Source organism: Idiomarina sp. A28L, assembly GCF_000218785.1.
Classification (GTDB): domain Bacteria; phylum Pseudomonadota; class Gammaproteobacteria; order Enterobacterales; family Alteromonadaceae; genus Aliidiomarina.
The window spans coordinates 60,533-83,623 of sequence record NZ_AFPO01000007.1 but is presented as its reverse complement, the minus strand read 5'-3'; the positions used below and the strand labels follow the sequence as shown (position 1 = coordinate 83,623).

The 23,091-nt window shown below is 44.7% G+C and carries 21 protein-coding genes; 11 read left to right on the top strand and 10 right to left on the bottom strand.

What is annotated here, in order from left to right:
• Positions 1-131: 131 nt before the first annotated feature.
• Positions 132-557, top strand: a complete 426-nt coding sequence (locus A28LD_RS02160; RefSeq protein ID WP_007419416.1) for a SirB2 family protein — start codon at positions 132-134, stop codon at positions 555-557.
• Positions 558-637: 80 nt separating this feature from the next.
• On the opposite strand, the gene A28LD_RS02155 is transcribed toward A28LD_RS02160, so the two are convergent.
• From A28LD_RS02155 to A28LD_RS02125, 7 genes are all read right to left on the bottom strand, one after another.
• Positions 638-2,689 carry a sensor domain-containing diguanylate cyclase gene (locus tag A28LD_RS02155; RefSeq protein WP_007419415.1) on the bottom strand — a complete coding sequence of 684 codons (2,052 nt, stop codon included), beginning with the start codon at positions 2,687-2,689 and terminating at the stop codon, positions 638-640.
• An 87-nt stretch (positions 2,690-2,776) separates the two neighbouring features.
• Positions 2,777-3,511: a biliverdin-producing heme oxygenase gene (locus A28LD_RS02150; protein WP_007419414.1), complete on the bottom strand. Its 735-nt coding sequence runs from the start codon at positions 3,509-3,511 to the stop codon at positions 2,777-2,779.
• Between the two features lie 7 nt (positions 3,512-3,518).
• Entirely contained in the window at positions 3,519-5,129 is a 1,611-nt protein-coding gene (locus A28LD_RS02145; protein ID WP_007419413.1) for a GMC family oxidoreductase, read from the bottom strand.
• The gene (locus tag A28LD_RS02140; protein ID WP_007419412.1) at positions 5,116-5,742 is read right to left on the bottom strand and encodes a hypothetical protein; all 627 of its coding nucleotides are present in this window, start codon (positions 5,740-5,742) and stop codon (positions 5,116-5,118) included. Before A28LD_RS02140 ends, A28LD_RS02145 begins: the two co-directional genes overlap by 14 nt.
• A gap of 44 nt (positions 5,743-5,786) precedes the next feature.
• Entirely contained in the window at positions 5,787-7,199 is a 1,413-nt protein-coding gene (locus A28LD_RS02135; RefSeq protein ID WP_007419411.1) for a coniferyl aldehyde dehydrogenase, read from the bottom strand.
• On the bottom strand, positions 7,196-8,017 hold the full coding sequence (locus A28LD_RS02130) for an SDR family oxidoreductase (RefSeq protein WP_007419410.1): 822 nt from the start codon (positions 8,015-8,017) through the stop codon (positions 7,196-7,198). The genes A28LD_RS02135 and A28LD_RS02130 overlap by 4 nt, the downstream gene beginning before the upstream one ends.
• A gap of 42 nt (positions 8,018-8,059) precedes the next feature.
• Positions 8,060-8,257: a hypothetical protein gene (locus A28LD_RS02125; protein ID WP_139043493.1), complete on the bottom strand. Its 198-nt coding sequence runs from the start codon at positions 8,255-8,257 to the stop codon at positions 8,060-8,062.
• 12 nt (positions 8,258-8,269) lie between these two features.
• On the opposite strand from A28LD_RS02125, the gene A28LD_RS02120 reads away from it, so the two are divergent.
• Both A28LD_RS02120 and A28LD_RS02115 read left to right on the top strand, forming a co-directional pair.
• A complete protein-coding gene (locus A28LD_RS02120; protein WP_007419409.1) occupies positions 8,270-9,490 on the top strand; it encodes a sensor histidine kinase in 1,221 nt (406 codons plus the stop codon).
• Between the two features lies 1 nt (position 9,491).
• Positions 9,492-10,004, top strand: coding sequence for a response regulator transcription factor (locus A28LD_RS02115; protein ID WP_007419408.1), 513 nt, complete (start codon positions 9,492-9,494; stop codon positions 10,002-10,004).
• Positions 10,005-10,056: 52 nt separating this feature from the next.
• Here A28LD_RS02115 and A28LD_RS02110 read toward each other — a convergent pair whose 3' ends face one another.
• Complete coding sequence (locus A28LD_RS02110) at positions 10,057-10,785, bottom strand: DUF1499 domain-containing protein (protein ID WP_007419407.1); 729 nt, start codon at positions 10,783-10,785, stop codon at positions 10,057-10,059.
• A gap of 213 nt (positions 10,786-10,998) precedes the next feature.
• On the opposite strand from A28LD_RS02110, the gene A28LD_RS02105 reads away from it, so the two are divergent.
• The 3 genes from A28LD_RS02105 (at position 10,999) to A28LD_RS02095 (ending at position 15,430) form a co-directional block, all read left to right on the top strand.
• Positions 10,999-11,856 carry a sterol desaturase family protein gene (locus A28LD_RS02105; RefSeq protein WP_007419406.1) on the top strand — a complete coding sequence of 286 codons (858 nt, stop codon included), beginning with the start codon at positions 10,999-11,001 and terminating at the stop codon, positions 11,854-11,856.
• Entirely contained in the window at positions 11,853-14,021 is a 2,169-nt protein-coding gene (locus A28LD_RS02100; protein ID WP_007419405.1) for an FAD-dependent oxidoreductase, read from the top strand. Before A28LD_RS02105 ends, A28LD_RS02100 begins: the two co-directional genes overlap by 4 nt.
• Before the next feature lie 212 nt (positions 14,022-14,233).
• Positions 14,234-15,430 carry an EAL and HDOD domain-containing protein gene (locus A28LD_RS02095; RefSeq protein ID WP_007419404.1) on the top strand — a complete coding sequence of 399 codons (1,197 nt, stop codon included), beginning with the start codon at positions 14,234-14,236 and terminating at the stop codon, positions 15,428-15,430.
• 55 nt (positions 15,431-15,485) lie between these two features.
• Here the strand turns inward: A28LD_RS02095 and A28LD_RS02090 are convergent, their stop codons facing one another.
• Both A28LD_RS02090 and A28LD_RS11825 read right to left on the bottom strand, forming a co-directional pair.
• The gene (locus A28LD_RS02090; RefSeq protein WP_007419403.1) at positions 15,486-17,408 is read right to left on the bottom strand and encodes a M1 family metallopeptidase; all 1,923 of its coding nucleotides are present in this window, start codon (positions 17,406-17,408) and stop codon (positions 15,486-15,488) included.
• Between the two features lie 76 nt (positions 17,409-17,484).
• On the bottom strand, positions 17,485-18,321 hold the full coding sequence (locus A28LD_RS11825; protein ID WP_007419402.1) for a hypothetical protein: 837 nt from the start codon (positions 18,319-18,321) through the stop codon (positions 17,485-17,487).
• Between the two features lie 184 nt (positions 18,322-18,505).
• On the opposite strand from A28LD_RS11825, the gene A28LD_RS02080 reads away from it, so the two are divergent.
• The 5 genes from A28LD_RS02080 (at position 18,506) to A28LD_RS02060 (ending at position 23,042) form a co-directional block, all read left to right on the top strand.
• Positions 18,506-20,308 carry a diguanylate cyclase gene (locus A28LD_RS02080; protein WP_007419401.1) on the top strand — a complete coding sequence of 601 codons (1,803 nt, stop codon included), beginning with the start codon at positions 18,506-18,508 and terminating at the stop codon, positions 20,306-20,308.
• 12 nt (positions 20,309-20,320) lie between these two features.
• On the top strand, positions 20,321-21,256 hold the full coding sequence (locus A28LD_RS02075; RefSeq protein WP_050795124.1) for an AraC family transcriptional regulator: 936 nt from the start codon (positions 20,321-20,323) through the stop codon (positions 21,254-21,256).
• An 81-nt stretch (positions 21,257-21,337) separates the two neighbouring features.
• The gene (locus A28LD_RS02070) at positions 21,338-21,781 is read left to right on the top strand and encodes a thioredoxin family protein (RefSeq protein WP_007419399.1); all 444 of its coding nucleotides are present in this window, start codon (positions 21,338-21,340) and stop codon (positions 21,779-21,781) included.
• 3 nt (positions 21,782-21,784) lie between these two features.
• Positions 21,785-22,477: a cytochrome c biogenesis CcdA family protein gene (locus A28LD_RS02065; RefSeq protein ID WP_007419398.1), complete on the top strand. Its 693-nt coding sequence runs from the start codon at positions 21,785-21,787 to the stop codon at positions 22,475-22,477.
• A 25-nt stretch (positions 22,478-22,502) separates the two neighbouring features.
• Positions 22,503-23,042 (top strand): carboxymuconolactone decarboxylase family protein, encoded by a 540-nt coding sequence (locus A28LD_RS02060; RefSeq protein ID WP_007419397.1) that lies wholly within the window; start codon positions 22,503-22,505, stop codon positions 23,040-23,042.
• Positions 23,043-23,091 lie beyond the last annotated feature (49 nt).

Below are 23,091 nucleotides of genomic sequence, written 5' to 3'. Positions count from 1 at the left end.
TAAAGTGCTTGGTATTGAATGTGATGCGTAAAAGTATAATTTTTTCCGTGTTGCAGAACATTGATCTGCCACAAACCGGCGAATAGTTAATGCACGCTGAGAATATTCCGGTAGGATAGAGATCATCGAGTATGAACAATTCAGTTTATGCAACTAACAGCAAAAAAGAGAGCACTACCATGGAATTTTACGCACCTGTTAAAGGCATACATATGCTTGCCGCCTATCTTACTGGGCTGTTTCTGATTGTACGCTTAGGCCTTGATGCATTGGGTAAGCCGAATTGGCGTAGCACACCGTTACGTTGGATTCCGCACGTAAACGATACCATTTTGCTCGTGATGGCCATTTCCCTGTTAATTATCACTGGTTTAAACGTGCTTGAGCATTCGTGGTTGTTATTGAAAGTATTGTTTTTGATTGGTTATATTGTGGCAGGTGTTTTCGCAATTAAACCGAAGTTTCCAAAACGTACGCGCATTGTGGCGGCTATTTTAGCATTCGTACAGCTGGCTATTATCTTCCATTTGGCAATGGCACAGCCTATTCTTTGGTAATCTAATTTAGTGTTGGGCATTAACTAGCGTTATTGCCCAACACTGGTCAAGCTTTTTAACAGTAACGAGATACTCAAAAACTACTGTGAGCACACTTGATTGCGGCCGTTTTCTTTGGCTCGATACATGGCTTTATCAGCCCTATCAATCATATGATCCCAGCGTGTATCATTTTGAAATTCCGCTACACCAATACTGATGGTTACTGCGGGTAAATCTTTGTGCTGCATTTTCTCTACGGCTGCTCGTACACGTTCGCCTAATTGCATTAATTCGGGCATTCCGGTTTGTGGGGCAATAATTAAAAACTCTTCGCCACCCCAGCGGCCAAATTTATCGGTATCACGGAGTGTTTCAGATACTGCCGCGCAGGTATTTTGCAATATTTGGTCGCCAATATTGTGGCCATAGGTATCGTTTACAGATTTAAACTTATCTAAATCGAAGAGCAAAATACCGAATTGCTTTTTATAGCGTTGCGCTTCTTTCACCTCTGATTCTAATCTATCTTCCATTCTCCGGCGGTTAAAAATACCGGTTAAATCATCAAAACTGGCCAATTTCTCGAGATTTTCATTTGCATCAGCGAGTTGATCATTTAATAAATTAAGTTGCATAGAATCGGCCACGATCAACAAATCACGGGCAATATCGCGAGCGGCATACAACTGTGCTGTTCGCCATGGCTGGCTCTTGCCGCTAACTTCATCTTGCCAAGCTTCAAACGATTTTCGAGGGCCAAGCATAGTTCCAGTAGACGTTTCTACCGATAATTTTTCTGGTTTACCGGCCCAGGTTCGCACTTCATTTTGAGCAACACGAAATAACAGTAGATAGGAAAAAAGATCGGCATCTGATTTCAGAGGGATAGCTAGTAAACCTGCAAAGCGCGAACCGTCAGGCAATAGCCCGGGCGCATCTTCTTTTAACATATGGCTATGCCAGAACAAGCTTTTTTTTCCGTTTTCTTCGAGCCACTCTACTAACTTATTGATGGTCGTTTGATCTGGTGTTTCGCCATAAGTGGTAAGCTCTTCACCGCGCAAATAACCAATACCATCGCAACGAAATAATTTGCACCAATCAGCCGCGTGCTCGATTACAATTTCATGCGAAGAATGTTTATCATCTGCGGTAGTTGAAAGCTGCTCGCGAGCTGCTTGCACGGTTACCATGTACCGCTCTACATTACGAGAATGGATTAACCATAATCGCTCAGCCGCAAACTCAACGGTTCGTACTAAAAGCCTGCGAATACGGCGGCCAATAGCCCGCGGTTTAGTATGATGGCAAGCTACAATGCCCCATAGCTCATCTTCGTTAAATATCCCTATTGAGGTAGAGGCAGATACACCAAAATTGCGTAAATACTGCATGTGCAGAGGTGAAACCGCTCGTAGAACGCCACTGCTAAGGTTAACTGCCTCAGTATTTTGTGGTTTGTGGATCATATGTAAAGGCTGTGGTTCTGCGTTTACATCCGGAATGATTCTAATCGGGTTAATGCTATACATAGCCCGAGCCTGCGCTGGAATATCACTGGCAGGGAAATGGTGATTGAGCATGCTGGTAAATAGTTGGCGCACTGATTCAGCTATAACACGGCCATTCCATTCCGGATCGAACTGATAAATCATTACCCGATCATAACCTGAAATTTCTTGTATTAACCGAGTGAGTGTATTGATTAGATCGTTATGGGTTTTGCAATTCCGGAGCTTTTGAAATGCTCGTTGAAACTGAATTTCAAACCAATTACTCGTTTGTACGTGATAACGCTCAACCTCAATAATATAGTAATTTTCGTGTCGCCATCCGAGAAAACTGAGCCTATCGGTTTCTACCCAAATAGGTTCGTTTTCCCGAATTGCACTCGCTAATCCACTAATTAAATGCTCAGGGAGCAAGGAATTGATGTTTGCCTGTTTAATATCAGAGAGCTCATGAATTGTGTTATCAGCCACAGAAAAGTACTCAGCGCTATTCGCACTGGCGTAAACTATCTGTTGCGTATCCTTTTCAACGATAAGCATTGCACCAAACGGCTGTATCGCGTTAGGGATATGAATGGGCTCTTGATCGCACGCGGCGATAAGTTTGCTTATATCATCTGAGCCCAGATCTGCTGACATTTATTCTTCCTTCTTAACGATCACTTAAGGCATTAACTCGAGGCATTAACTTGAGAAATTAACCCAAGAAGTTCATCACTTGGCGCTTCAACTATGGGGGCTTAACAATTGTGCCCCAACTTTATCCATGCAATTCGATATAGCCGTGAAAGTTTGTTTCGCTGTGTGGTAAATCTTAGGTGCATTTAACGCTAGAAATTTGCTCGATTCTTGCGCTTCTATTTGTTTACACCACTCTTGCCATTGTATCCAACTATTTGAGGGTTTTATCCATAAATTGAAATATTTACATCCGGCTTCGTTTAGCGACAAAGTTCGGTTGATTCGGGGAGCAAGAATCTTTCCGCCTTGGCTTGAACCTTCTAATACGTAAAGAACGGCTAATAGTTCCAAATGGTTGGAAATATTAGGCCAAGTAATATTTTCCAACTCCGATGGTTGTGGCTCCTGCTGCCCAGCGTTTTTCGATAAACCTTGTTGCAGAAATAAAATATCTGCAGCATCACTGCTATCCATTATTTTATTTTGCATTGCTTTGATATCTTCGGCTAATAATGGCAGCCTTGGTGTGTAAGTATAACTTAAATTATTACCGGCATTATTCGCAGAATAAATCTCAAATTGATCTATGATCTGAGGCTCTATTTTTTGAAAAAAAAGGGTGAAGCCCAACAATACTGTGATGTACTCGTGTAATTTTAAATCACTCGCCATAAGCCTTACCATATTGGGCTGGCGCTCAATTTGCTGATGTGCTGCTTCCGTGGCTTTACGTAAACCCGGCAACAAAATACTTTCCTGAGGCTTTATCTCAATTGCCATATGAACCTTATTTCTTAATAAATTCGGTAGCTAAACGTGCCGCCAATGCATAAATGCTTAATTGTGGGTTCGCACCAACACTGGTGGGAAACAAAGAGCCGTCCATCACGATTAAATTTTGCAATTGGTGGTGCCGGCCATCAGTGTTCACAACACTTCTACGTTCATCGGCACCCATCGCACAACCGCCCATTACATGGGCGCTAGAAAGGCGAACTGATATCGGTTCATAGCGCAAGCTGCCGGTAAAGCCTTGCTCGTTTTTTTGCTTGTAGGTTTGCGCTTTGAAGGTTTCTATTGAGCCTGTTGCCAAGCCATTTATATGCAAAGGCGTTACTTCTTTAGCGCCTGCAGCAAACTGAATTTCTGCCATTCTTACATAAGCTTCGGCTACTGTATTCCAAAGGCGCTCATTTAACGGATAATCAAGCACTGCATCGCCATTACTGCGCAATCTTACACTACCACCGGGGTCATCGGCAAAAAAGCCATCGCGCATTAACGCCAACATAAGGTTGCTCTTCGATAGATCCTGAATACGATTATAATGCTGCTCGCCAAAGCCTCCCATTAGGGCCGCTACTATGCTAGGTTGCATAGGCGGTACTTCAAGCTTAAAGCCCATGCGTTGGCTCTCGGCGGGTACTTCGTTGAAATGATCGGAATACACCGATTGTGGTGCTCCGTAAAAGCCATCAATAGGCGTATTAAAAGTTGCTAGTGTCATACAAACGGGGTGCAAAAAGGTGCGTTTACCAAGTTGCTTGTGTGGGTCTGGTGCTTTTGAGCGCAACAGTAAGCCAGGGTTATTTATGGCGCCGCCAGCAAGAATAAAGCGGGGGGCATGTAAGGTTACTTTCGGGCCATTAGCTGAGGTTAGGGTGCCATTCATACCTTGGCATTGCACGCCGAGCACTTCGCCCTTGTGGTGATCAAGCTTTACTGCTCGCAAGCTATGGATTAATACCGCACCTTTTTCTAACGCGGCCGGAAGGCTGGTTACTAACATAGATTGTTTCGCGTTTACTGGGCAGCCGGTGCCGCAATAACCTAAGTTCCAACAGCCTTTTACGTTGCGTGGAATGATATCCCAGCCCCAACCCAATGCTTCACAACCCTTCCGAATTACATCATTATTTGCATTTGGCGCCATTTGCCAGCGGCTAACGTTTAGCCGTTGTTCCATTCGGGCAAACCAAGGTTCCATTGCCGAATCGGTTGCGTAATCAATACCCCATTGTGAACGCCATTGCGCCAGGGTGGAGCTCGGTGTGCGAAAGCTGCTTGTCCAATTTACCGTGGTGGTGCCGCCCACAGTGCGGCCCTGTAATATGGCAACACCACCATCGGCCGAAGTGCGCAGTGCACCTTCTTGATACATTTCAGCGTATGCTTTCAGCTCATCGTTATGAAAATCGGTGGACGTTTTTAACGAGCCTTCCTCTAGAATGTAAACCTGTAAGCCAGCCTCACTGAGTATTTCCGCCGCGGTTGCGCCGCCGGCACCAGAACCAATAATAACTACATCAGCACTGGGAAGATGCGGTAGCGGCTGGCTACCATCAACAACCAACCAACCGCGTTGCATGCCTTCACGAAACATATCAGGAACGGGCATGAGAACCTCGCAAATAAGCAGGTATGCCTGGATAGCCAATATCTGCCCATGATTCTGGGCGGCCATACCAAGCCATTTGGCAAAGCTGGCAAATGCCTTGATAGCCAAAGCGAAATAATTGAGTTTTACTGTTCCGCCAGCGCTTTAGAAAGGTTTCGATATCAGCTTGGTTGGCATTCTGCCAAGTGCCCCAATATCCAGAAACCAAGCCTTGAGTAGCAGAGAAGGTAAGGAGATCAACCAAATCTCGAATTTGCTTTTGCATGGCGGGGCTGCTGTGCGCCAACATACTATCGAGTTGCAGCAAGGTGTTTTCTACTACCGCAGAGCTCGATTTACCCTGAACCTCATCAAAGCCTTTACGAAAAGTTGGGTTAGGCCCGAGCACTACCGGTAGCAATGCACTAAATAACATTAGATCTTGTGGCCGAAGCACGGCGAAACTATTGGCTGATTCAGCATTACTGCGCTGTTGCCAACGGAAACCTGTGTAGCCCACAACACTTGCCACAGTGCCTACCGCGGCGAGCGCAAAAGCACTACGGCCGCTGAGCTTCAAGAAACCGCGGCGGCTTTTATCAATGTGGTTTCCATCAATATTATGTTTGGGCATGGGCAACGTTAACCTTCTTCAATCACTGTTTACCAACAAAAGCGTTAGCGAATGAACAGCTTATAAATCGTGTTTAGCAATTTCCCACCATATGGAGGGTAAATTAATTTAGCGCTGTTCAATTTGCCTTTTTGCAATACCGCCCGCGCCTTACTGAAAGTAAGGAAACCTTCGTGGCCATGGTAATGCCCCATCCCTGAAGGGCCAACACCACCGAAAGGCAGATCATCTTGAGCAACATGAAATACGGTATCATTAATGCAAACACCACCGGAGTGAGTTGTTTTTAATACGAGATCGCGCTCAGCACGATCATCACCAAAGTAATATAACGCAAGTGGCCGATCGCCTTTACGCACGTATTCCAGTGCTTCACTAAATTCACGGTAGGTAATAATGGGTAGTACCGGGCCGAAAATTTCGCTCTGTAACACCTTCATTTCCATAGTAGCGCCGGTAATTAAAGTAGGCGGGATAATGCGAGTTCCAGAGAACGATTCGTTTTGCGGATTAATTGGCGTTACGTTGGCGCCACGGGTAATGGCATCTTGTAATACATCATGCAGGCGGTCGAACTGTTTAGCGTTAATAATCCAGCTGTAATCGGTATTATCTTTAAAGCTTGGATACATGCTTGTGAATGCATGAGTGAGTTCGGCAACTACCGTGCTGAGCTGTTCTTCTGGGCATAAAACATAATCGGGTGCAACGCAGGTTTGCCCTGCATTAAGCGCTTTACCAAAAGCAATACGTTCAGCCGCCGAAGCTATATCGGTATCGGCTTTGCCAATAATAGCCGGTGATTTCCCACCCAATTCTAAGGTTACTGGGGTTAAATTTTCAGCAGCCGCTTTCATTACATGGCGGCCAATATTGGTTCCGCCGGTAAAAAGCATATGATCGAACGATAAACGAGAAAACTCTGCTGCAACTTCGGCTTCGCCTGTTATTACACATACTTCTTCAGGGGGAAATACTTCCGCAAGTAAGGTGCGGAAAGCCGCCGCTGTGGCAGGGGTAAACTCACTCATTTTAATCATTGCGCGGTTGCCAGCAGCGATGGCTGCGGTTAACGGCCCCATTGCTAAATAGAGTGGGTAGTTCCAAGGCACAATCATGCCAACAACACCAAGCGGTTGATATTCTACTCGCGCTGATGCCGGCTGAAAGGCCAAACCTACCTTGCGGCGAGAAGGGCGCATCCATCTACGAATTCGTTTGTTCACGTAATTGATACCCTCAACGGAAGGTAACAACTCGGCTAATCGGGTTTCATCGGCAGAACGGCGGCCAAAATCTTCATTAATAGCGTTAATCAGTAATTCTTGCTGATTTAACAGCGCAGCTTTTAACTTGTTCAGGCGATCGATTCGCTCGGCAGCGGGCCAATAAGGGGTGTTGTTGAAATGTGTTTTTTGAGCGGAAAATAAACGCTGCATTTCTTTGTTTTCGCTCACTTGCGGCCTCCAAATTTTGCAGATTGCTTCTGAATCATCTTCGCGTAAAGGCTGCGTGGTAACCAACGTTTTAAGCGCCAAGTACGGCGAGCTAATGCGTGCGGTAGTACATAGAATTTCCGTTGTGAAACGGCAGCCGCTACCTGTGTAGCAATATCATCGGCGGTGAGATCGCTTTTGCTCATGAGCTTATCGAGTGTTTTTCTCATTCCAGGCACGGTGCTTCGCATACTGTTACCGAGGTTCGTTCGGAAAAAAGAAGGGCATACCAAGGTAACACCAATATTGAACGGTGCGAGCTCATTCTCTAAGGTTTCAGATATAGACACTACGGCCGCTTTGGTGCTGTTATAGGCAGCCATATTTGGTAAATCAAGTAAGCCCGCCATGGAAGCCACGTTAACGATATGGCCTTGGCGCTGTTTTTTAAGCATAGGTGTAAACGCCCGGCAGCCACGCACTACGCCAAGCATATTAATTTGTGTTATCCATTCCCAATCTGCCATGCTTACATCATCAATGGCTCCTACTTGAGCCACGCCGGCATTGTTCACAACCACATCAACACCTTTCCAAGCTTCTGCTAGGGTATCAGCAACGCTTTGCAAATCTTCGTCGCGGGTAACATCGCAGTGGAAATATCGAACTTCGGCTGCATGCTGCTCTAACTCGGCAACCGCAGTTTTTGCGTGCTCATCGGAGATATCACCGATCGCCACACGCCAGCCTTGCTTCGCGTAAAAACGAGCAATGGCCAAACCGAAGCCGCTGGCGCCGCCAGTAATGAAAATGCGTTTTTGTGGGTTGTTGTTATTCATAAATACTTATTTCCAATTTAATATTTTTCAACCATCTTACGCTTAAAAATACTTCAGTTCATCTGCATTTGTGGGGCAATATTCAACACCCGCGTTGAAGTGATTAGTTGAATCTGGGGCAAACTCGCTGTAATTTAAAATGAACATCATAATATGAATAGTTTCATCGAGTGGACCATGGCCGGTGGCCATATCTGCACCAATGTTACTAACCAATTTAATTAGCCAAGCAACTAACATTAAAGGTTCATTATGCAACGAGTGGTTGCTTCTACATCATGGCTTATTCGCGTTCTGTATAGCGCCTCGGCGATTATTTTTATCGTAATGGCGCTGATGCAAATACCGCAGCAAGAGTTTACGTTGCTTTTGATTTGGCTAGCTTTGGGGTTGTTAAGTGCAGTTGTGGGGGCTATCACATGGCTTCTGCGAGGGCGTAAATCAGAGATTCTCGCGTTTGCGCAAATATTTATCATGGTTATTGTGTGGGTTTGCGCGTTAGCACTTTCAGGCGGTGCCATGAACCCAGCGAATTCCTTTTTACTTCTGCCTATCGCGATTGCATTTTTAATGCTTTCGGCTCCTAGAGCTTGGGTTATTTTATTAACCACATTTATTGCTCAGGGGCTATTTTTTTGGAATATGCAAAACAGTAGCCACGCTAATAGTGCGCTAGCTGATCATTATGCAGCTATGTCGTTCACTTTCTTTGTGGCGGCAACGCTGTTAGCTAGCATGATTCGAATCGTGCGAAAACGGTTAGAAAACAGCCAAATAAAATTGCAGAAGATGCGGGAAGAGCAGTTGCGGCAAGAGCAAATTTTGGCGGTTGCTACAGCTTCGGCGCAATATACGCATGAGCTTGCCACACCTTTGGCTACGATAAGCCTGTTACATGAAGAACTTAGGGAAGAGTTTCCGCAACACCCAGTGTTAGCAGAAATGGCAGAGCCACTTTCCAGAGTTACTCAATTACTGAATGATTTGCGCCGAGTAACCCATTCTTTAGACGATAGCGAAATGCAGGTTTTTCTGGTTGATAAGGTGCTTAATGAGCTAAAAGAACAACTTACTATTGCGCATGCTTCCGCGGCAATAGAGTTTACTTGTGAATGCGATAGTGGCGCCTCTATTCGAGCTGATCATGCGTTATTGCCGGCATTATTAAATTTAATTCGTAATGCCGCTCGTGAAGTTGAAAAAATTGGCTCGGGTAAAGTAAGTATTTTTTCGCAACACAACGAAACGCATTGGTTATTGCGGATAGAAAATCCCAATCAATCCATGACAGAAGAAAGGCTTGAAAGCCTTGGTACCAAACGTACCCCTAGTGAGAACGGGTTTGGTATTGGTATGCTGCTCAGTAATGCAACGCTAGAGCGCTTCGCTGGCTCTTTAGCGGTAAGTTTGCCACGCAAAAATTTAGTAGTTCAAGAAGTTCGCATTCCATTATATCTAGAGCGGAAGCATTGATATGCAGCTACTGATGATAGACGACGATGAGCCGTTCGCTCGCGTTATGGTGAGAAGGTTGAGCCACCACGATTGGCAAGCGGTGCACTGTGCTTCACCAGAAGAAGCGTTCGCTAATTATGGCAGTGAAGATTTTGCAGTAATTCTCCTTGATTTGAATCTACAGGGCGAATCTGGTTTGAAGCATTTAGAGGCACTACAAGAAAAGTGGCCTCGGGCTCGAATTATAATTCTTACTGGCTATGCAAGCATTGCAACTACGGTACATGCTATCAAGCACGGTGCGGTTGATTACCTTACGAAACCAATAGAGATGAATCAATTATTAAAAGCTATTGCCGGCGATGAAGAAGCACCAGAGCTTAGCAGTGAGCCGGTTGGTGTAGATACCTTGGAATGGGAAATGATTCAGCGCGCCCTGCAAGAGCATGAGGGCAATATTTCTGCCACGGCAAGGGCACTAAAAATGCACCGCAGAACTTTGCAGCGCCGGTTGCAAAAACGCCGCAATTAGAAAAGTGTGAGCAGGTATTCCTGCTCACACTTAATTAAAAACTTAATTTAAATTAACGTAAGCGATTTTGCAGGTCATCACGGAAGCCGCGTATGCGAGCTGCGTTAGCGCCTACATCGCTTCCACCCAAACGTGATTTACTGCGCATATCGAGTAATGTTTCACCGCCATCGCTTTGAATACGAATTACCACATCATCTTTAAAGCCGAACCATGTGGTGGTAACGGTTGCTTCAATGCGGCCATCATTAGCTGCTGCGGCTACTAGATCCCAACCACGGCTTTGCACCACTGCTAGAGCCGCTGCAAATACATCGGCAGGTTCTTCATTGAAGCGCATAGTTTGCAAATCAGGGTAAGCTTCTAATTGCTGGCGCGCCACTTCAGGGCCTGAATACTCTACAGGGTTTGGTGCATCGGCACGCAATGGCGCAACAGCAACGAATGCAGGCGGATTAACGGTATCGGTGGTGATATCGTGAATGGCTGGAACGCTGCGCGCTGTTTGAAGTTGGCTGTAGGGCATGTAAAAGGAGATAAAGCCAAGAATCAAAGAAATGCCCAATACAACACGATGCTTGTTCGAACTAGGGCGTAAAATAATGAGTGCTAACAACACTAAAACTATTGCAGCTATGCCTACATAGGCGGCCCAGCGCATTAATAAAAACGCATTGCCAAGGCCAAGAATTTCAAAGCGATATAGTGGGCCAGATATAAATAGCATAAACAGCGCTACAAAGCCGCTAAGGCCGGCAATCCAGCAGAGTAATTTCTTCATAAATCTTTCCTCTTATTTTTGGTTATTAGTTGAATCTAGAACGAGTTATTCGAATGCGCAAAATTAGAACAAGAAATGCAATTCATGTTGTATTCTCTAATCATAGCGTTAAACACTGCCGTTGCTTGAAAAGTTTTTAGCAAAATGAATATGTTCAGGAAAAGATTACGTATCTGTGTATCATGATAGTTCATTGTCTGGGAAAAGAATTTAATGGAAACCTTGCTTTCTTATGAAGTTTGGCTGCGTTTAAGCGCTTTTTTAGGGTTATTAGCCTTGTTCCTTTCATGGGAGGGCCTCGCACCTAAGCGCAAACGTGAGCGCACGCGCCGTGAACGCTGGGTGAGCAACAGTGGCATTATCATTATTGATTCTATTGCATTGCGGTTAGTTTTTCCTACTGCCGCCATTGGTGCGGCACTGTGGGCAGCAGAAGCGCAGTTTGGGTTGTTTTATTTAATTCCTAACTTACCAGTTTGGTTGCATGTTATTGCTGCCATTTTAGTGCTCGATTTCGCTATTTGGTTGCAACACCTCACGTTTCATCACGTGCCGTGGTTATGGCGCTTGCACCGTATGCATCATAGCGATGTAGATGTTGATGTTACTACTGCCGTGCGTTTTCATCCTTTGGAAATGCTGCTTTCTATGCTTATTAAAATGGCTGTGGTTGTTCTCTTTGGTGCACCGGCAGTGGCGGTGCTACTTTTTGAAGTACTACTGAATGGCACCTCTATGTTTAACCACAGCAATATTCGGCTTCCGCAGAAAGTAGATAAAGTTCTCCGTTGGTTTGTTGTTACCCCAGATATGCATCGGGTTCATCATTCTTGGCATAAGGAAGAAACCAATAGTAATTTCGGGTTTAATCTACCTTGGTGGGATAAGTTGTTTAATACCTATCGAGGTGATCCAAAAGATGGGCATGCAGGTATGGTGTTGGGGCTCCATGAGTTTCGTGAGTCAACTCGCAATCGTTTGCACGCACTTTTATTGCAGCCGTTCACGAGCGCTAATGCTCGCTCGGCAGTAACTGATAAAAACAATACTAACAGCAAGGACAAATCATGAACGGTAACGCCAAAATCCTCATAAGGATTGTGCTACTCATTATTATCGCCGGTGTTATTGGGGCATTTTATGTTCTTGAGTTAGGCCAATATCTATCGCTCGCTCAACTGCGCGAGCAACAGCAATCGCTGGTTGCCTTTCGGGAACAGAATTTCGTCACGCTTGTAGTTATTTGTTTTGCCGTCTATATCACTGTAGCAGCGCTTTCGTTGCCGGGCGCTACCATAATGACGCTCAGCGTGGGTGCCATATTTGGTTTTGGCTGGGGGCTATTAATAGCATCTTTTGCTTCTACCCTTGGCGCCACCCTAGCATTTTTAATCGCGCGCTTTTTCTTGCATGATTGGGTACAGAACAAATTTGGTGATCGGCTGCAAAAATTTAATGAACGCTTTCGCAAAGACGGCGCATTCTATTTGCTTACTCTACGCTTAGTGCCGTTGTTCCCGTTTTTTGTGGTGAACTTAGCAATGTCGCTCACTAAAATTAAGGCGTTTACCTTCTACTGGGTATCGCAAGTGGGCATGCTTGCCGGTACTGCTGTGTATGTAAACGCCGGAACGCAGCTGGCAAGTATTGAGAGTACCGCCGATATCTTTTCTACACGGTTGCTTCTTTCTTTCACCTTGTTAGGCATGTTCCCACTAATCGCCAAAGCTATTTTGGGTTTTTTAGAAAGCCGCCGAGCATTGAAAGGTTGGCAAAAACCAAAGCAATTTGATCGTAATTTAGTGGTGATTGGTGCCGGTTCCGCAGGTTTGGTTTCCGCCTATATTGCAGCGGCTACTAAAGCGAAGGTTACGCTGGTGGAAGCAAATGCAATGGGGGGCGATTGCCTTAATACTGGGTGCGTACCTTCAAAGGCACTGATTAATGTAGCGCGGCAAGTTAAGCAGCGAAATACTGCTGGTATGGGCTTACCTTCGGTAGCAACTGAAGTTGATTTCCCGCAGGTTATGGCGCACGTGCAGCAGGTTATTAAAACTATAGAGCCACACGATTCTATTGAACGTTACACTGAGCTTGGAGTGGATGTGGTTTCTGGCTATGCCCGCATTGTTTCGCCATGGGAAGTGGAAATTGAAACTGCAGCAGGAAAACAAAAACTAACTACGAAAGCCATTATTGTAGCCACGGGTGGTAAACCGTTGGTGCCGAAGATACCAGGTATTGATCAAGTGCACCTGTTAACTAGCGATTCGCTCTGGGATCTCAAAAAACTACCAAAACGTTTGTTGGTAATGGGTGGCGGGCCCATTGGTTGCGAGTTAGCACAAGCATTCCAACAACTTGGAAGTGCGGTAATACAAGTAGAAATGGCCGAGCGTTTGTTGGGTAAAGAGGATACCGAAGTTTCGGAATTGCTTGCTGAGCACATGCAAGCTGAAGGCATTGATCTGCGCTTGCAGCATCGGGTAATTGGTTTCACAGGTAATCAATCTGAAGGCATTGCTCAACTTGAAATATTGGATACCAATGGCAAGGTGGTGGGCCATGATGAGGTAGCATTTGATTCCGTTCTTGTGGCGGTTGGCCGGCAAGCAAACCTGAAAGGCTTTGGCCTCGAAGAGCTAGGCATCGAAACCACGCATATATTGCCCAGTAATGAATTTATGCAAACGAGTGTGCCCACGATATATGCGGCAGGCGATGTAACCGGGCCTTATCAGTTTACTCATACGGCATCGCATCAAGCTTGGTATGCCAGCGTAAACGCGTTGTTTGCGCCGCTGAAAAAATTTAAAGCTGATTATCGAGTTATTCCATGGGCTACCTTCACGCAGCCGGAAATTGCTACGGTTGGTATGAATGAGGAAATGGCGCGCGCAGCCGGTGTAGATTATGAAGTAACGCGTTATGGCATTGATGATCTGGATCGTGCTATTGCCGATAACCAAGCGTATGGTTTTGTAAAAGTGCTTACTAAACCCGGAAAAGATACCATTCTTGGAGTAACTATTGCGGGCCCGAGGGCTGGTGATTTGATTGCCGAGTTTGTTTTAGCGATGAAATACAAGATCGGCTTGAATAAAATTCTAGGTACGATTCATATTTATCCAACCATGAACGAGGCGAACAAATATGTAGCCGGAAATTGGCGGCGAGCTAACGCTCCAGCAGGCGCTTTGCGTTGGTTAGAGCGTTTCCATAACTGGCGGCGATAGGTTTTTGTAAGCGAACCTATAGGCCTTTAGTGTTCTAAGTTCACGAAAATTTGAGTAGGTGGCTATATTACGAACAAAAATTAGGCTATGTTGTTAGCATCATCGTATTGCATTGATTTAAAACGATCTTTGTAACAGTGGAATGATTCCGAATTACGCGCATGTTTTGCGGTGCATTCTCTGTTAAATACAACAGATAAAAAAGGATATTTATGGCTGAGCAACTGTTTGCCTCCCAGCCGATTTATGGGCGAAACAAAGAGATTTATGCGCACGAATTGCTCTATCGCAGCGATAAAGGCTTCACTGCGCTTGATATCGGCGATGAAGCTGCAACTACGGAGCTTGTTTATAACTTATGTACCGGTATCGCTGAGTATGTAGAGCACTTCAAGCAACCCGTTTGTATTAATGTTTCTGCTGAATTCCTACTTTCTAAAGCCTTCCTTCCGATAGACCCTGAATTCGTTATTATTGAATTGGTAGAACGTATTACTCCCACACCTGAAATTATTCGGGCGGTTCGTGCATGGGTGAATGAGGGATTTCGGTTTGCACTTGATGATTTTGAATTTCAACCTGAGTGGGAGCCGCTGCTTGAGTTAGCATGCATGATCAAGGTTGATATTGAGCAAACTACTTTCTCAGAGGCCACAAAGCTCTTTAAAAAATTCAGCCATCTTGATGTACTTTGGTTAGCGGAGCGGGTTGAAGATAAATACACCTATGATGCCTATCGAAATCTTGGCTTTGATTTATTTCAGGGATTTTATTTAGCCCGGCCACAAATTATAGAGGGCACTAAGGTACCGCCGGGTGCGGTTGAATTTACTATGCTGATTGATAAGTTGTTTTGTGATGAGCCAGAAATCGATGAAGTAACCGAGGCGCTGAGCTCAGATCCCGTTTTGGTGGTGAACCTATTGCGAATCGTGAATAGCCCCTATTATGGTTCGCGCCGAAAAATTGAATCGGTGAAAGAAGTAATTGTAATGATCGGCATTGAGCCGTTGCGAAAATGGGTTTTGTTAATCACCTCGTTGCGCCACACCGAGGCCGCGCAGGCGCGTATAGTGCTAACTAGAGCTTTTATGTGTGCGGAAATGGCGAGCGAAAGCATGGATAAATCGCTAAGAAACAAAGCCTTTCTCACCGGCTTACTCTCTGGTTGCGATATTCTGTTGGGTGTAGATAAAGAAGATTTTCTGGATTTATTGAATATATCGGACCAGATTCGTAAAGCTATTTTGCGCTATCAGGGAGCGCTCGGAGATTTGCTCAAAGAGGTTGAGCAGTTTGAATATGATTTTTCAATGAAAAACACCGTGGCTAATGAAGCTGCGAGAATAAGTGATTTTCACAATTCTAGTTATCAAGTGCAATCAATGTTTGCCGCCATGGAAGGTTAAATGCTATTTCCTGTGGCGGCACTTTAAAAAAACGGTACCTTACACGCTCTTTTTATTACAAGCCCAGCACATCTTCTACTTGATCGCGAGTAAGTACGTGGTAGCTCGGCTTCGCTTTTGCATAAATCAGCCGAGCTTGCTCTAACCCTTCAGGTGTGGCTGCAAGCGCTCGATAAACAGAGAGTATATAAGCTAAACGCCCCATGCTAATGAGCATTTCTTCAACTCTTGGCATTGCGGGCTGATAATCATGTTGAATGGCGATTACCAACCAATTTGAAAGAACCGAATTATTCTTGGTATGGGTAAGATTAAACTCGCGGTCCATGCGGGCTAGCTGATTTTGGCTTACATCTTCAGGCAAGTTACTTAAGAAATATAAACGTTCGTGAATACTCCAAGCACTTATATCTATAGTTTCGCCAGCAAACCAGCGCTCTTGGGCTTCCGCTACACGTTGAAAAGCAGCAACTTGTGGGCGCGGTGAATTATTTGGTAATCCGGGTGCGTATAACCATTGCATAATTTCTTCACGTGAAACCCGGCCGGGGTTTGGTAGTACTAACTCACGTTCCATATAATCTTGAAACTGTTCAGTAGTTAAACTTTGAAAGGCGAAATCTGCAAAGTATTGACGAACAAAGGCATCAAAGGTATCACGGCCAAAACGATCTTCTAAAAAGAATAAAAATTGTTGTGCTTTGGTGTAAGGCACCGCAGTGAAACTAGAATCAGGATCCCGTTGCGCAAGTTCAATATGCAGAACTTGCTGGCGCTCAGATAGGCTAGGTAAAGCAGCATCAAGTGATTGTGCATCAAGCATACGTTCCATTAACGCGCGCTCTTTACCATACACGGCTTCCATAATGCGGTTTTCAACGTAAGAGGTGAAACCTTCGTTGAGCCACAAATCACGCCAGGTAGCGTTGGTTACCAAGTTTCCTGACCATGAATGCGCCAGCTCGTGAGCAATCAAGCTCACTAAACTCTGATCACCTGCGATCACCGTTGGTGTTAAAAAGGCGAGTTGCGGATTTTCCATGCCACCAAACGGAAAGCTTGGCGGTAATACCAATTGGTCATACCGATCCCACGCGAACGGGCCGAATAGCTCTTCGGTTACGTTCATCATATCGGTAGTGTAACCAAACTCTGCAACCGCAGATTCCAACACCGAGGGCTCGGCGTAAATCGCCATGCGTTCGTTCAACGCATGAAATGCCAAATCACCCACGGCAATAGCCATCAAATATGAAGGTATTTTCTGCCGGCTTTCGAATTGGTAAACCCCAGTTCGTTCTGGATTCGGCGGGTTATTTGCACCCATTAAGCCAATGAGTTCAGGGGGTGTTCTGAGTTCGGCAGAAAAGGTTAAGCGCTCAGTTGGTGTATCTTGAATCGGAATCCAAGTACGAGCGTAATGGGGTTGTGATTGGCTATACAAAAACGGATGTTTACCACCTGCAGTACCTTCCGGTGCAACCCAATCAAGGCCGGTGGCTTCTGGGGAAGAAGAATAATGCACGCGAACTTTTTCGGCACCGGGCGGTAAGCTTACTGAAAGTGGCGTGCCAAGAATTACATCGCGTTCGCCAAGGTTGAACTCGGTATGCGCCCATTCGCCGTTGGTATAGGCTTCAGTACGCGCAATGGTGAGCATTTCGGTATCTAAAATTAGGGTATCGGTATTTGCTTCTAAGTATTCCAGTTCAAACTCCACATAACCAGAAAGCACTTTCGCATTAAAATCAACAGCCAAGCTAAGATGTAAATGCGGTGTGCGCACTTGATTGCTGTTTGCAAAACTGTGTTCATCAATTGTGGGCGTTTCTACTCGCCAATGATTATCTGCTTCGAAGCTGGCTTGAGTTGCCGTAGAGGTAGGCTCTGTTGCGGATTGTTCAGCAGGTGAACAACCCGATAACGCAAAACAAGCGGCTATGAATGTTGCCGGTAGTGCTACTGGGAAATGGCGCAAGCGATACTCCTAAAGTTTACTTTTATATGAAAAGTTATGGTGGTAGTTAGTGAGTATCGGCTGAGCCGCTGGTAACTTAATCGCGAACGCTAACATTACCGCTAACATTGTGAGTGCGCACGGAGCCAGACCCCTTAGCCCGAACAACCACATTGCCATCCACATTGCGCACTACAATGCTGCCGGAGCCTAAACTGCCGATCCCAACATCGTTGCCCGCACCGTCAATATCAAGGCTACCCGAGCCAATGCTGTTTACGCTTACGCCACCCGATACTTTATCAAGTTCAACTGAACCTGAACCGATGCTGCCTATGGTTACTGAGCCTCGAACTCCCTCAGCTGCAAAATTACCCGAACCAACAGTACCAATTTCGATGTTGTGAGTATGTTCTAGCTCAATAGAACCACTTCCGATGCTCACCATTGAATGACCGTCAATATGCTCTGCAGTTAATGAGCCACTGCCAACAGTTGCTCGAAGTAGGGCTATTTTTTCCAGTTCAGCACTTCCTGAACCTAATGTTAGTGCTATACCCCAATGTTCAGGAATAGATCCTGTTACTTTAAAATAGCCATAATTAGCACTGCGAAATAACCCAGCGCGAAAAGAATTACTATCACCACCCGTTTCTAAATTTAAAGCTGCTGTATTTCCGCGCTGCGAATGGTTCGCGGCCATTCTATCAAGGCGCTCTTGTGAAGAGGCACACATGCGAATCTCAAGCTGAGCAGCCTTTTCATCGTGGCCGGTGATATCGAGTTTACCAGCACCTATTGCTACTTCTAACATATCTAACGATTCGGCGTTTAACTGCATCTGAATGGTGCGTGTTTCTTTACAAGGTAAATTGGCTTGTGCTGAAAAGCTGGCAATAGCCAATAACATGCCGGTAACAAATGAAATTTTCATGGTGAGTACCCTCTAGATGAATAATCTTGAGTATGCGTTAGCCTATAGGTTTCGGCAAGCTATGGGCATTTTTTCCTAAGTTCTTGGCGATCAGCTTAAAAACTTGTTAAATTCAGATGAATAACAACAAAATGTGATCGTGCTTTTTGAGGTTGCATTCGGGAAGTTTGAAATGGGGGCTTGAATGTACCGCGTTGCATTGATCGTTCGTTATGTTTTTGCTGTTACTATTTTCACTTGCATCAACTTTGCAGCAGCAGCCGAGCCACACTATTTCGTTATTGCTTCCGAGGCCCCCGAGCAAATCAATGGTGAACGATTAGAAAGTGCTCCGCTCGAGCAGCATTTATCGTTTTTCCGCGATTCAACTAAAAGCTTCAACTTCTTTGATATTCAAGAGCGGCTTGCTGAGTTTTCTCCGGTAGCAAACCGTTCTGATTTGCACTTTGGCTACACCCAAGATCGAATCTGGCTGCATACCCAAATCTATAATCAAACCAACACTAAGCAGCAGCGTTTACTTGAGTTTGAGTATGCGTTTCTAGATCAAGTAACCGTATTTGTTTTACGCGGGAATGATATTGAAATCATGCGCAGCGGCAATGTGTTGCCGGCCAATGAACGGGTGTTGGCGAATCGCCAACCTATTTTTCCGATTGAATTGGCGCCCAATGAACGAATTCAAGTTTTCGCCTTAATTGATAGCGAAGGCAGTATTGCGCTTGATGTTAACTTGGTAGCGCCAGAAAGCTTTTTTCCAGCAAACGATTACCGCAATTTTTGGCTTTCTGTATATCTTGGTATGCTGCTGGGTCTTGGCCTCTATAATTTATTGTTATCCATAGGCTTAAGAGAGAAAGTGTTCCTACTTTACGCATTATTTGTGGGCTCGTTTAGTATTGGCATTGTTACTATGAACGGGCTTGGCACTATGCTGTTCTGGGGGCAATTAGGGTTCGATGGCAACCGCATCATGATATTTGGTTTTACGTTATCGGCATTCTTTGGCACTTGGTTTGCTCGAAATTTCTTAGAAACGAAAATACATAGCCCCAAATGGAATAAAGCACTTAATGCTTGGTTGTGTTTAGTGCCTATTGCGGTTGTTGGAGCCTGGCTGTTCCCCCGCCCACTGGCGCTATATGTGATGGATATTAATGGTCTTATTACAGCGTTATTAATTGTTAGTTGCAGTGTTTATTGTGCAGTTAAAGGCGTGCCGGGTGCTCGTTTGTTCGTTATTGCGTGGGGAATATTCTTAACGGGTGTTACCTTATTTGCTTTACGTAATTTAGGTTTAGTGCCCTCTAATTTCTTCACTTTGTATGGCATTCAAATTGGCTCTGCGTTTGAGATGCTGTTGCTTTCGATTGCGCTAGCGGCTCGATTTAACAAGTTAAAGCGGCAAAAAGAGCGGGCACAAGCCGCAATGCTGAATGCTATGCAGCGGCAAGAAGCTTTACTTGAGGCGAAAGTAGCCGCACGCACCGCCGAGCTTGGTATTATGGCTACTACCGATATGCTCACCGGGCTGTTGAATAGAAACGGTTTGAATCAAAAATTAGAAGAGGCGCTGCAGCGAAGCCGGCGGAACAATTCTAGTATTACGATGCTGATGCTCGATTTAGATGAGTTCAAACCGATAAATGATGAGCATGGCCATGAGGTTGGCGATTTTGTTTTGAAACAAACTGCTGAACGTATTCGTTCTCACGCTCGAGGAAACGAGGTGTGCGCTCGCTTTGGTGGCGATGAGTTTATAATCGTTGCCGAAAACTATAAGGCAGAAATAGATGAAGCCGCATTTAGTAATCGATTACGCGAAGCTATTCGGGCACCTATTATTTTGCCAAATGGGAAAAGCGTTTCCATTGATGTAAGTATCGGCTATTACACAACCGATAAAGCAACGCATATTAATCAATTATTAAGAGAAGCCGATGAAGCTATGTATTCGGCAAAGCGTGCAAAGTTTGCGAGCGAATAATTTATCGAGGGTATGGTGAAGCAAAAAAAACTAGATAACGATGAAGCAACACTAAATTCATTATTGGGGCAACTCGCTTTTCATTCGCATCTTATTTTTGAATCGGGCCTTTGCGGTTCCTGGCGTTTAGTGCATGAGGAAACAACTGGGCCAAGTGTACATATTGTCACTGCAGGTTCATGCTGGTTAGCTTTCCCAGATAATTTAGATGATCAATTGGTGTTAAATGCTGGCGATGTTGTTTTGTTTACCGCTACACGAAGGCATTGGTTTGCTGCGGAACCCATTAAAAATGAGCATGTTGGAAAAGCTATAGGTGGCGAATATTGTGAGCCCAATCACGTTAGTGGTGGCCTCGTTTGTTACGATATTCAGGTGCAATCAATACTTACCAAAACAATTTTTTCATCGCTACCCGAGGTGGTTCACATTCCTCAAGAGGCGCAGTCAGGTGATTTAAACCAGCTTATTCAACTTATTATGAGCGAAAGCCAGAATCAGCGTGTTGGTTCTGATGTTGCGGTAAGCCGATTAAGTGATGTTTTAGTGCTGTATTTTTTACGTCAAGCACTGCAAGACAACGTCAGTAGCTCTGGATTACTCGCGGCCATTTGTGATGAAAAGTTGCGTACAATTGTTATTGATGTGATGAATAAGCCAGAATACCCATGGACAGTTGAAGATTTAGCGAAGCTTAGTTTTTTATCAAAAAGTGCGTTTGCTGATCGTTGTCGCCAGATAACGGGTTTAGCTCCCAAGCATCTTGTGGGTGAATTACGTTTACAAAAAGCGCGTGAACTACTTTTGCAAACTGTACTACCGTTAGAGGTAATTGCAGAGAAGATTGGATACCAATCTGCCACCGCATTTATTCGTTTTTTCAAACAATTTTCTGGCATGTCTCCTGGTGATTTTCGGGAGCATCACGAAATCCGGCATTTCAGTTGATCTTATCGGTGTTTTAGAGCACTAAGAAATCCTATCCAAGGCATAAAATAATACCAACTCAACAATAAAAGGAGTTGGTTTATGAAAATTCTTTCATGCCTAAAAAAAATGCTGGTTATCACTAGCACAACTTTATTAATGTTAGCTTCACCATTAAGCCTAGCTGCAGAAAATACGGCGTTAGAGCAGCAAAAACAGCCATTTACTGAATCAGTATTTAGAGCGGCTCAAGCTGATAATAAAATAATACTTGTGGATGTATGGGCAGAATGGTGTCCAACCTGCGCTCGCCAACAAGATCGCTTAAATGATTATTTCCTAGCGAACCCTGATAGCGAAATTTTAGTTCTTGAAGTGAACTACGATAGCCAAAAAGAATGGGTGAGCTACTTTAAAGCACCACGTCAATCTACGTTTATTCTCTTTCATGGAGAAGAGCAATTATGGTTTAGTGTTGCCGAAACTCGGCAGGAGCCAATAAGCAGCGAGCTGAAAAAAGCAGAAGCACGCTTAAGTTCGGAGTAAAGCATGGAATTTACCGCAATTCCGTTAGCTTTTGCTGCCGGTATTTTGAGTTTACTTTCACCATGTGTTTTGCCAATGGTGCCCGCGGTTACTGCTTCGGCAATGCGGGCATCTAAAGCCGGCTTGTGGTTTCTTGCGGCGGGTATAGCGCTAACGTTCGCGTTAGGCGGCACCCTACTAACCTACTTGCTAATGAGTGCAGGGTTGCAACCCGATATCATGCGCAGCTTTGCAGCAGTATTAATGCTGATCATAGGCTTAGTTTTGGTAATTCCATGGCTTTCCAATGCGTTTAGTTCTGTGCTCTCGGGTTGGGTAAGCAGATTACCGGGTACGAACGTACAGAGCAGCGGAACGGCAATGCAATTTTTGGTTGGCGGATCGCTAGGCTTAGTTTGGTTACCTTGTGTAGGGCCAACATTGGGCGCAGCTATTGCGTTAGCATCAACTGGCGAGAGCCTAGGTAGCTCATTTTTAGTGATGGTAGCGTTCGGGCTAGGTACAGCATTACCTCTCATTGGTATCGGCTATGCAGCTGGCTTGCAGTTAAATAAATTGCGCACTTCAGGAAAGATTGGAAAGTTGATTCTGGGCTATTCGTTGTTAGTTATTGCGCTAATAATTTTCACCGGTATCGATAAAGTTTTAGAAATATGGGCAATTCAATATTTGCCTGATTGGGTAACAATGATTTGATCTCGAAATGAAGAAGGAGTGATAAATGAGTAATTTTAAAATTCATAATATCGATTCAGCACCAGAAGGCAGCAAACCGTTATTAAAAGATTCGAGCGATAGTTTTGGCATGATTCCAAATTTACATGGGGTAATGGCTGAAGCGCCAAAAGTGCTTGAGGCTTATCAACGTTTGCATACCTTGTTTTCAGAAACGAGCTTCAACGCGAACGAGTTAAATGTTATTTGGTTAGCCATCAACGTGGAGCATGATTGCCATTATTGTATTCCAGCGCATACCGGCATAGCGAAAAGCATGAATGTTGATGATGAGATCATCAATGCGCTGCGTGAGAAAAAATCTCTCAGTGATAAAAAACTCAATGCCCTGCTTAACTTTACCTTAACGGTTGTGCGTAAACGTGGTGAAATCAGTCAGGAAGAACTGGCAGAATTCACTAGCGCTGGTTACACGCAACAGCAAGTATTAGAGGTAATTTTGGGTGTTTCGCAAAAAATCATGAGTAACTATATTAATCATATCGCGAAAACTCCGGTGGACGATGCATTCAAGCAGTTTATCTAATTAGCCATATGTTTCGCTTTTAATCTCAGCCGAGCCTATCTTTACATAG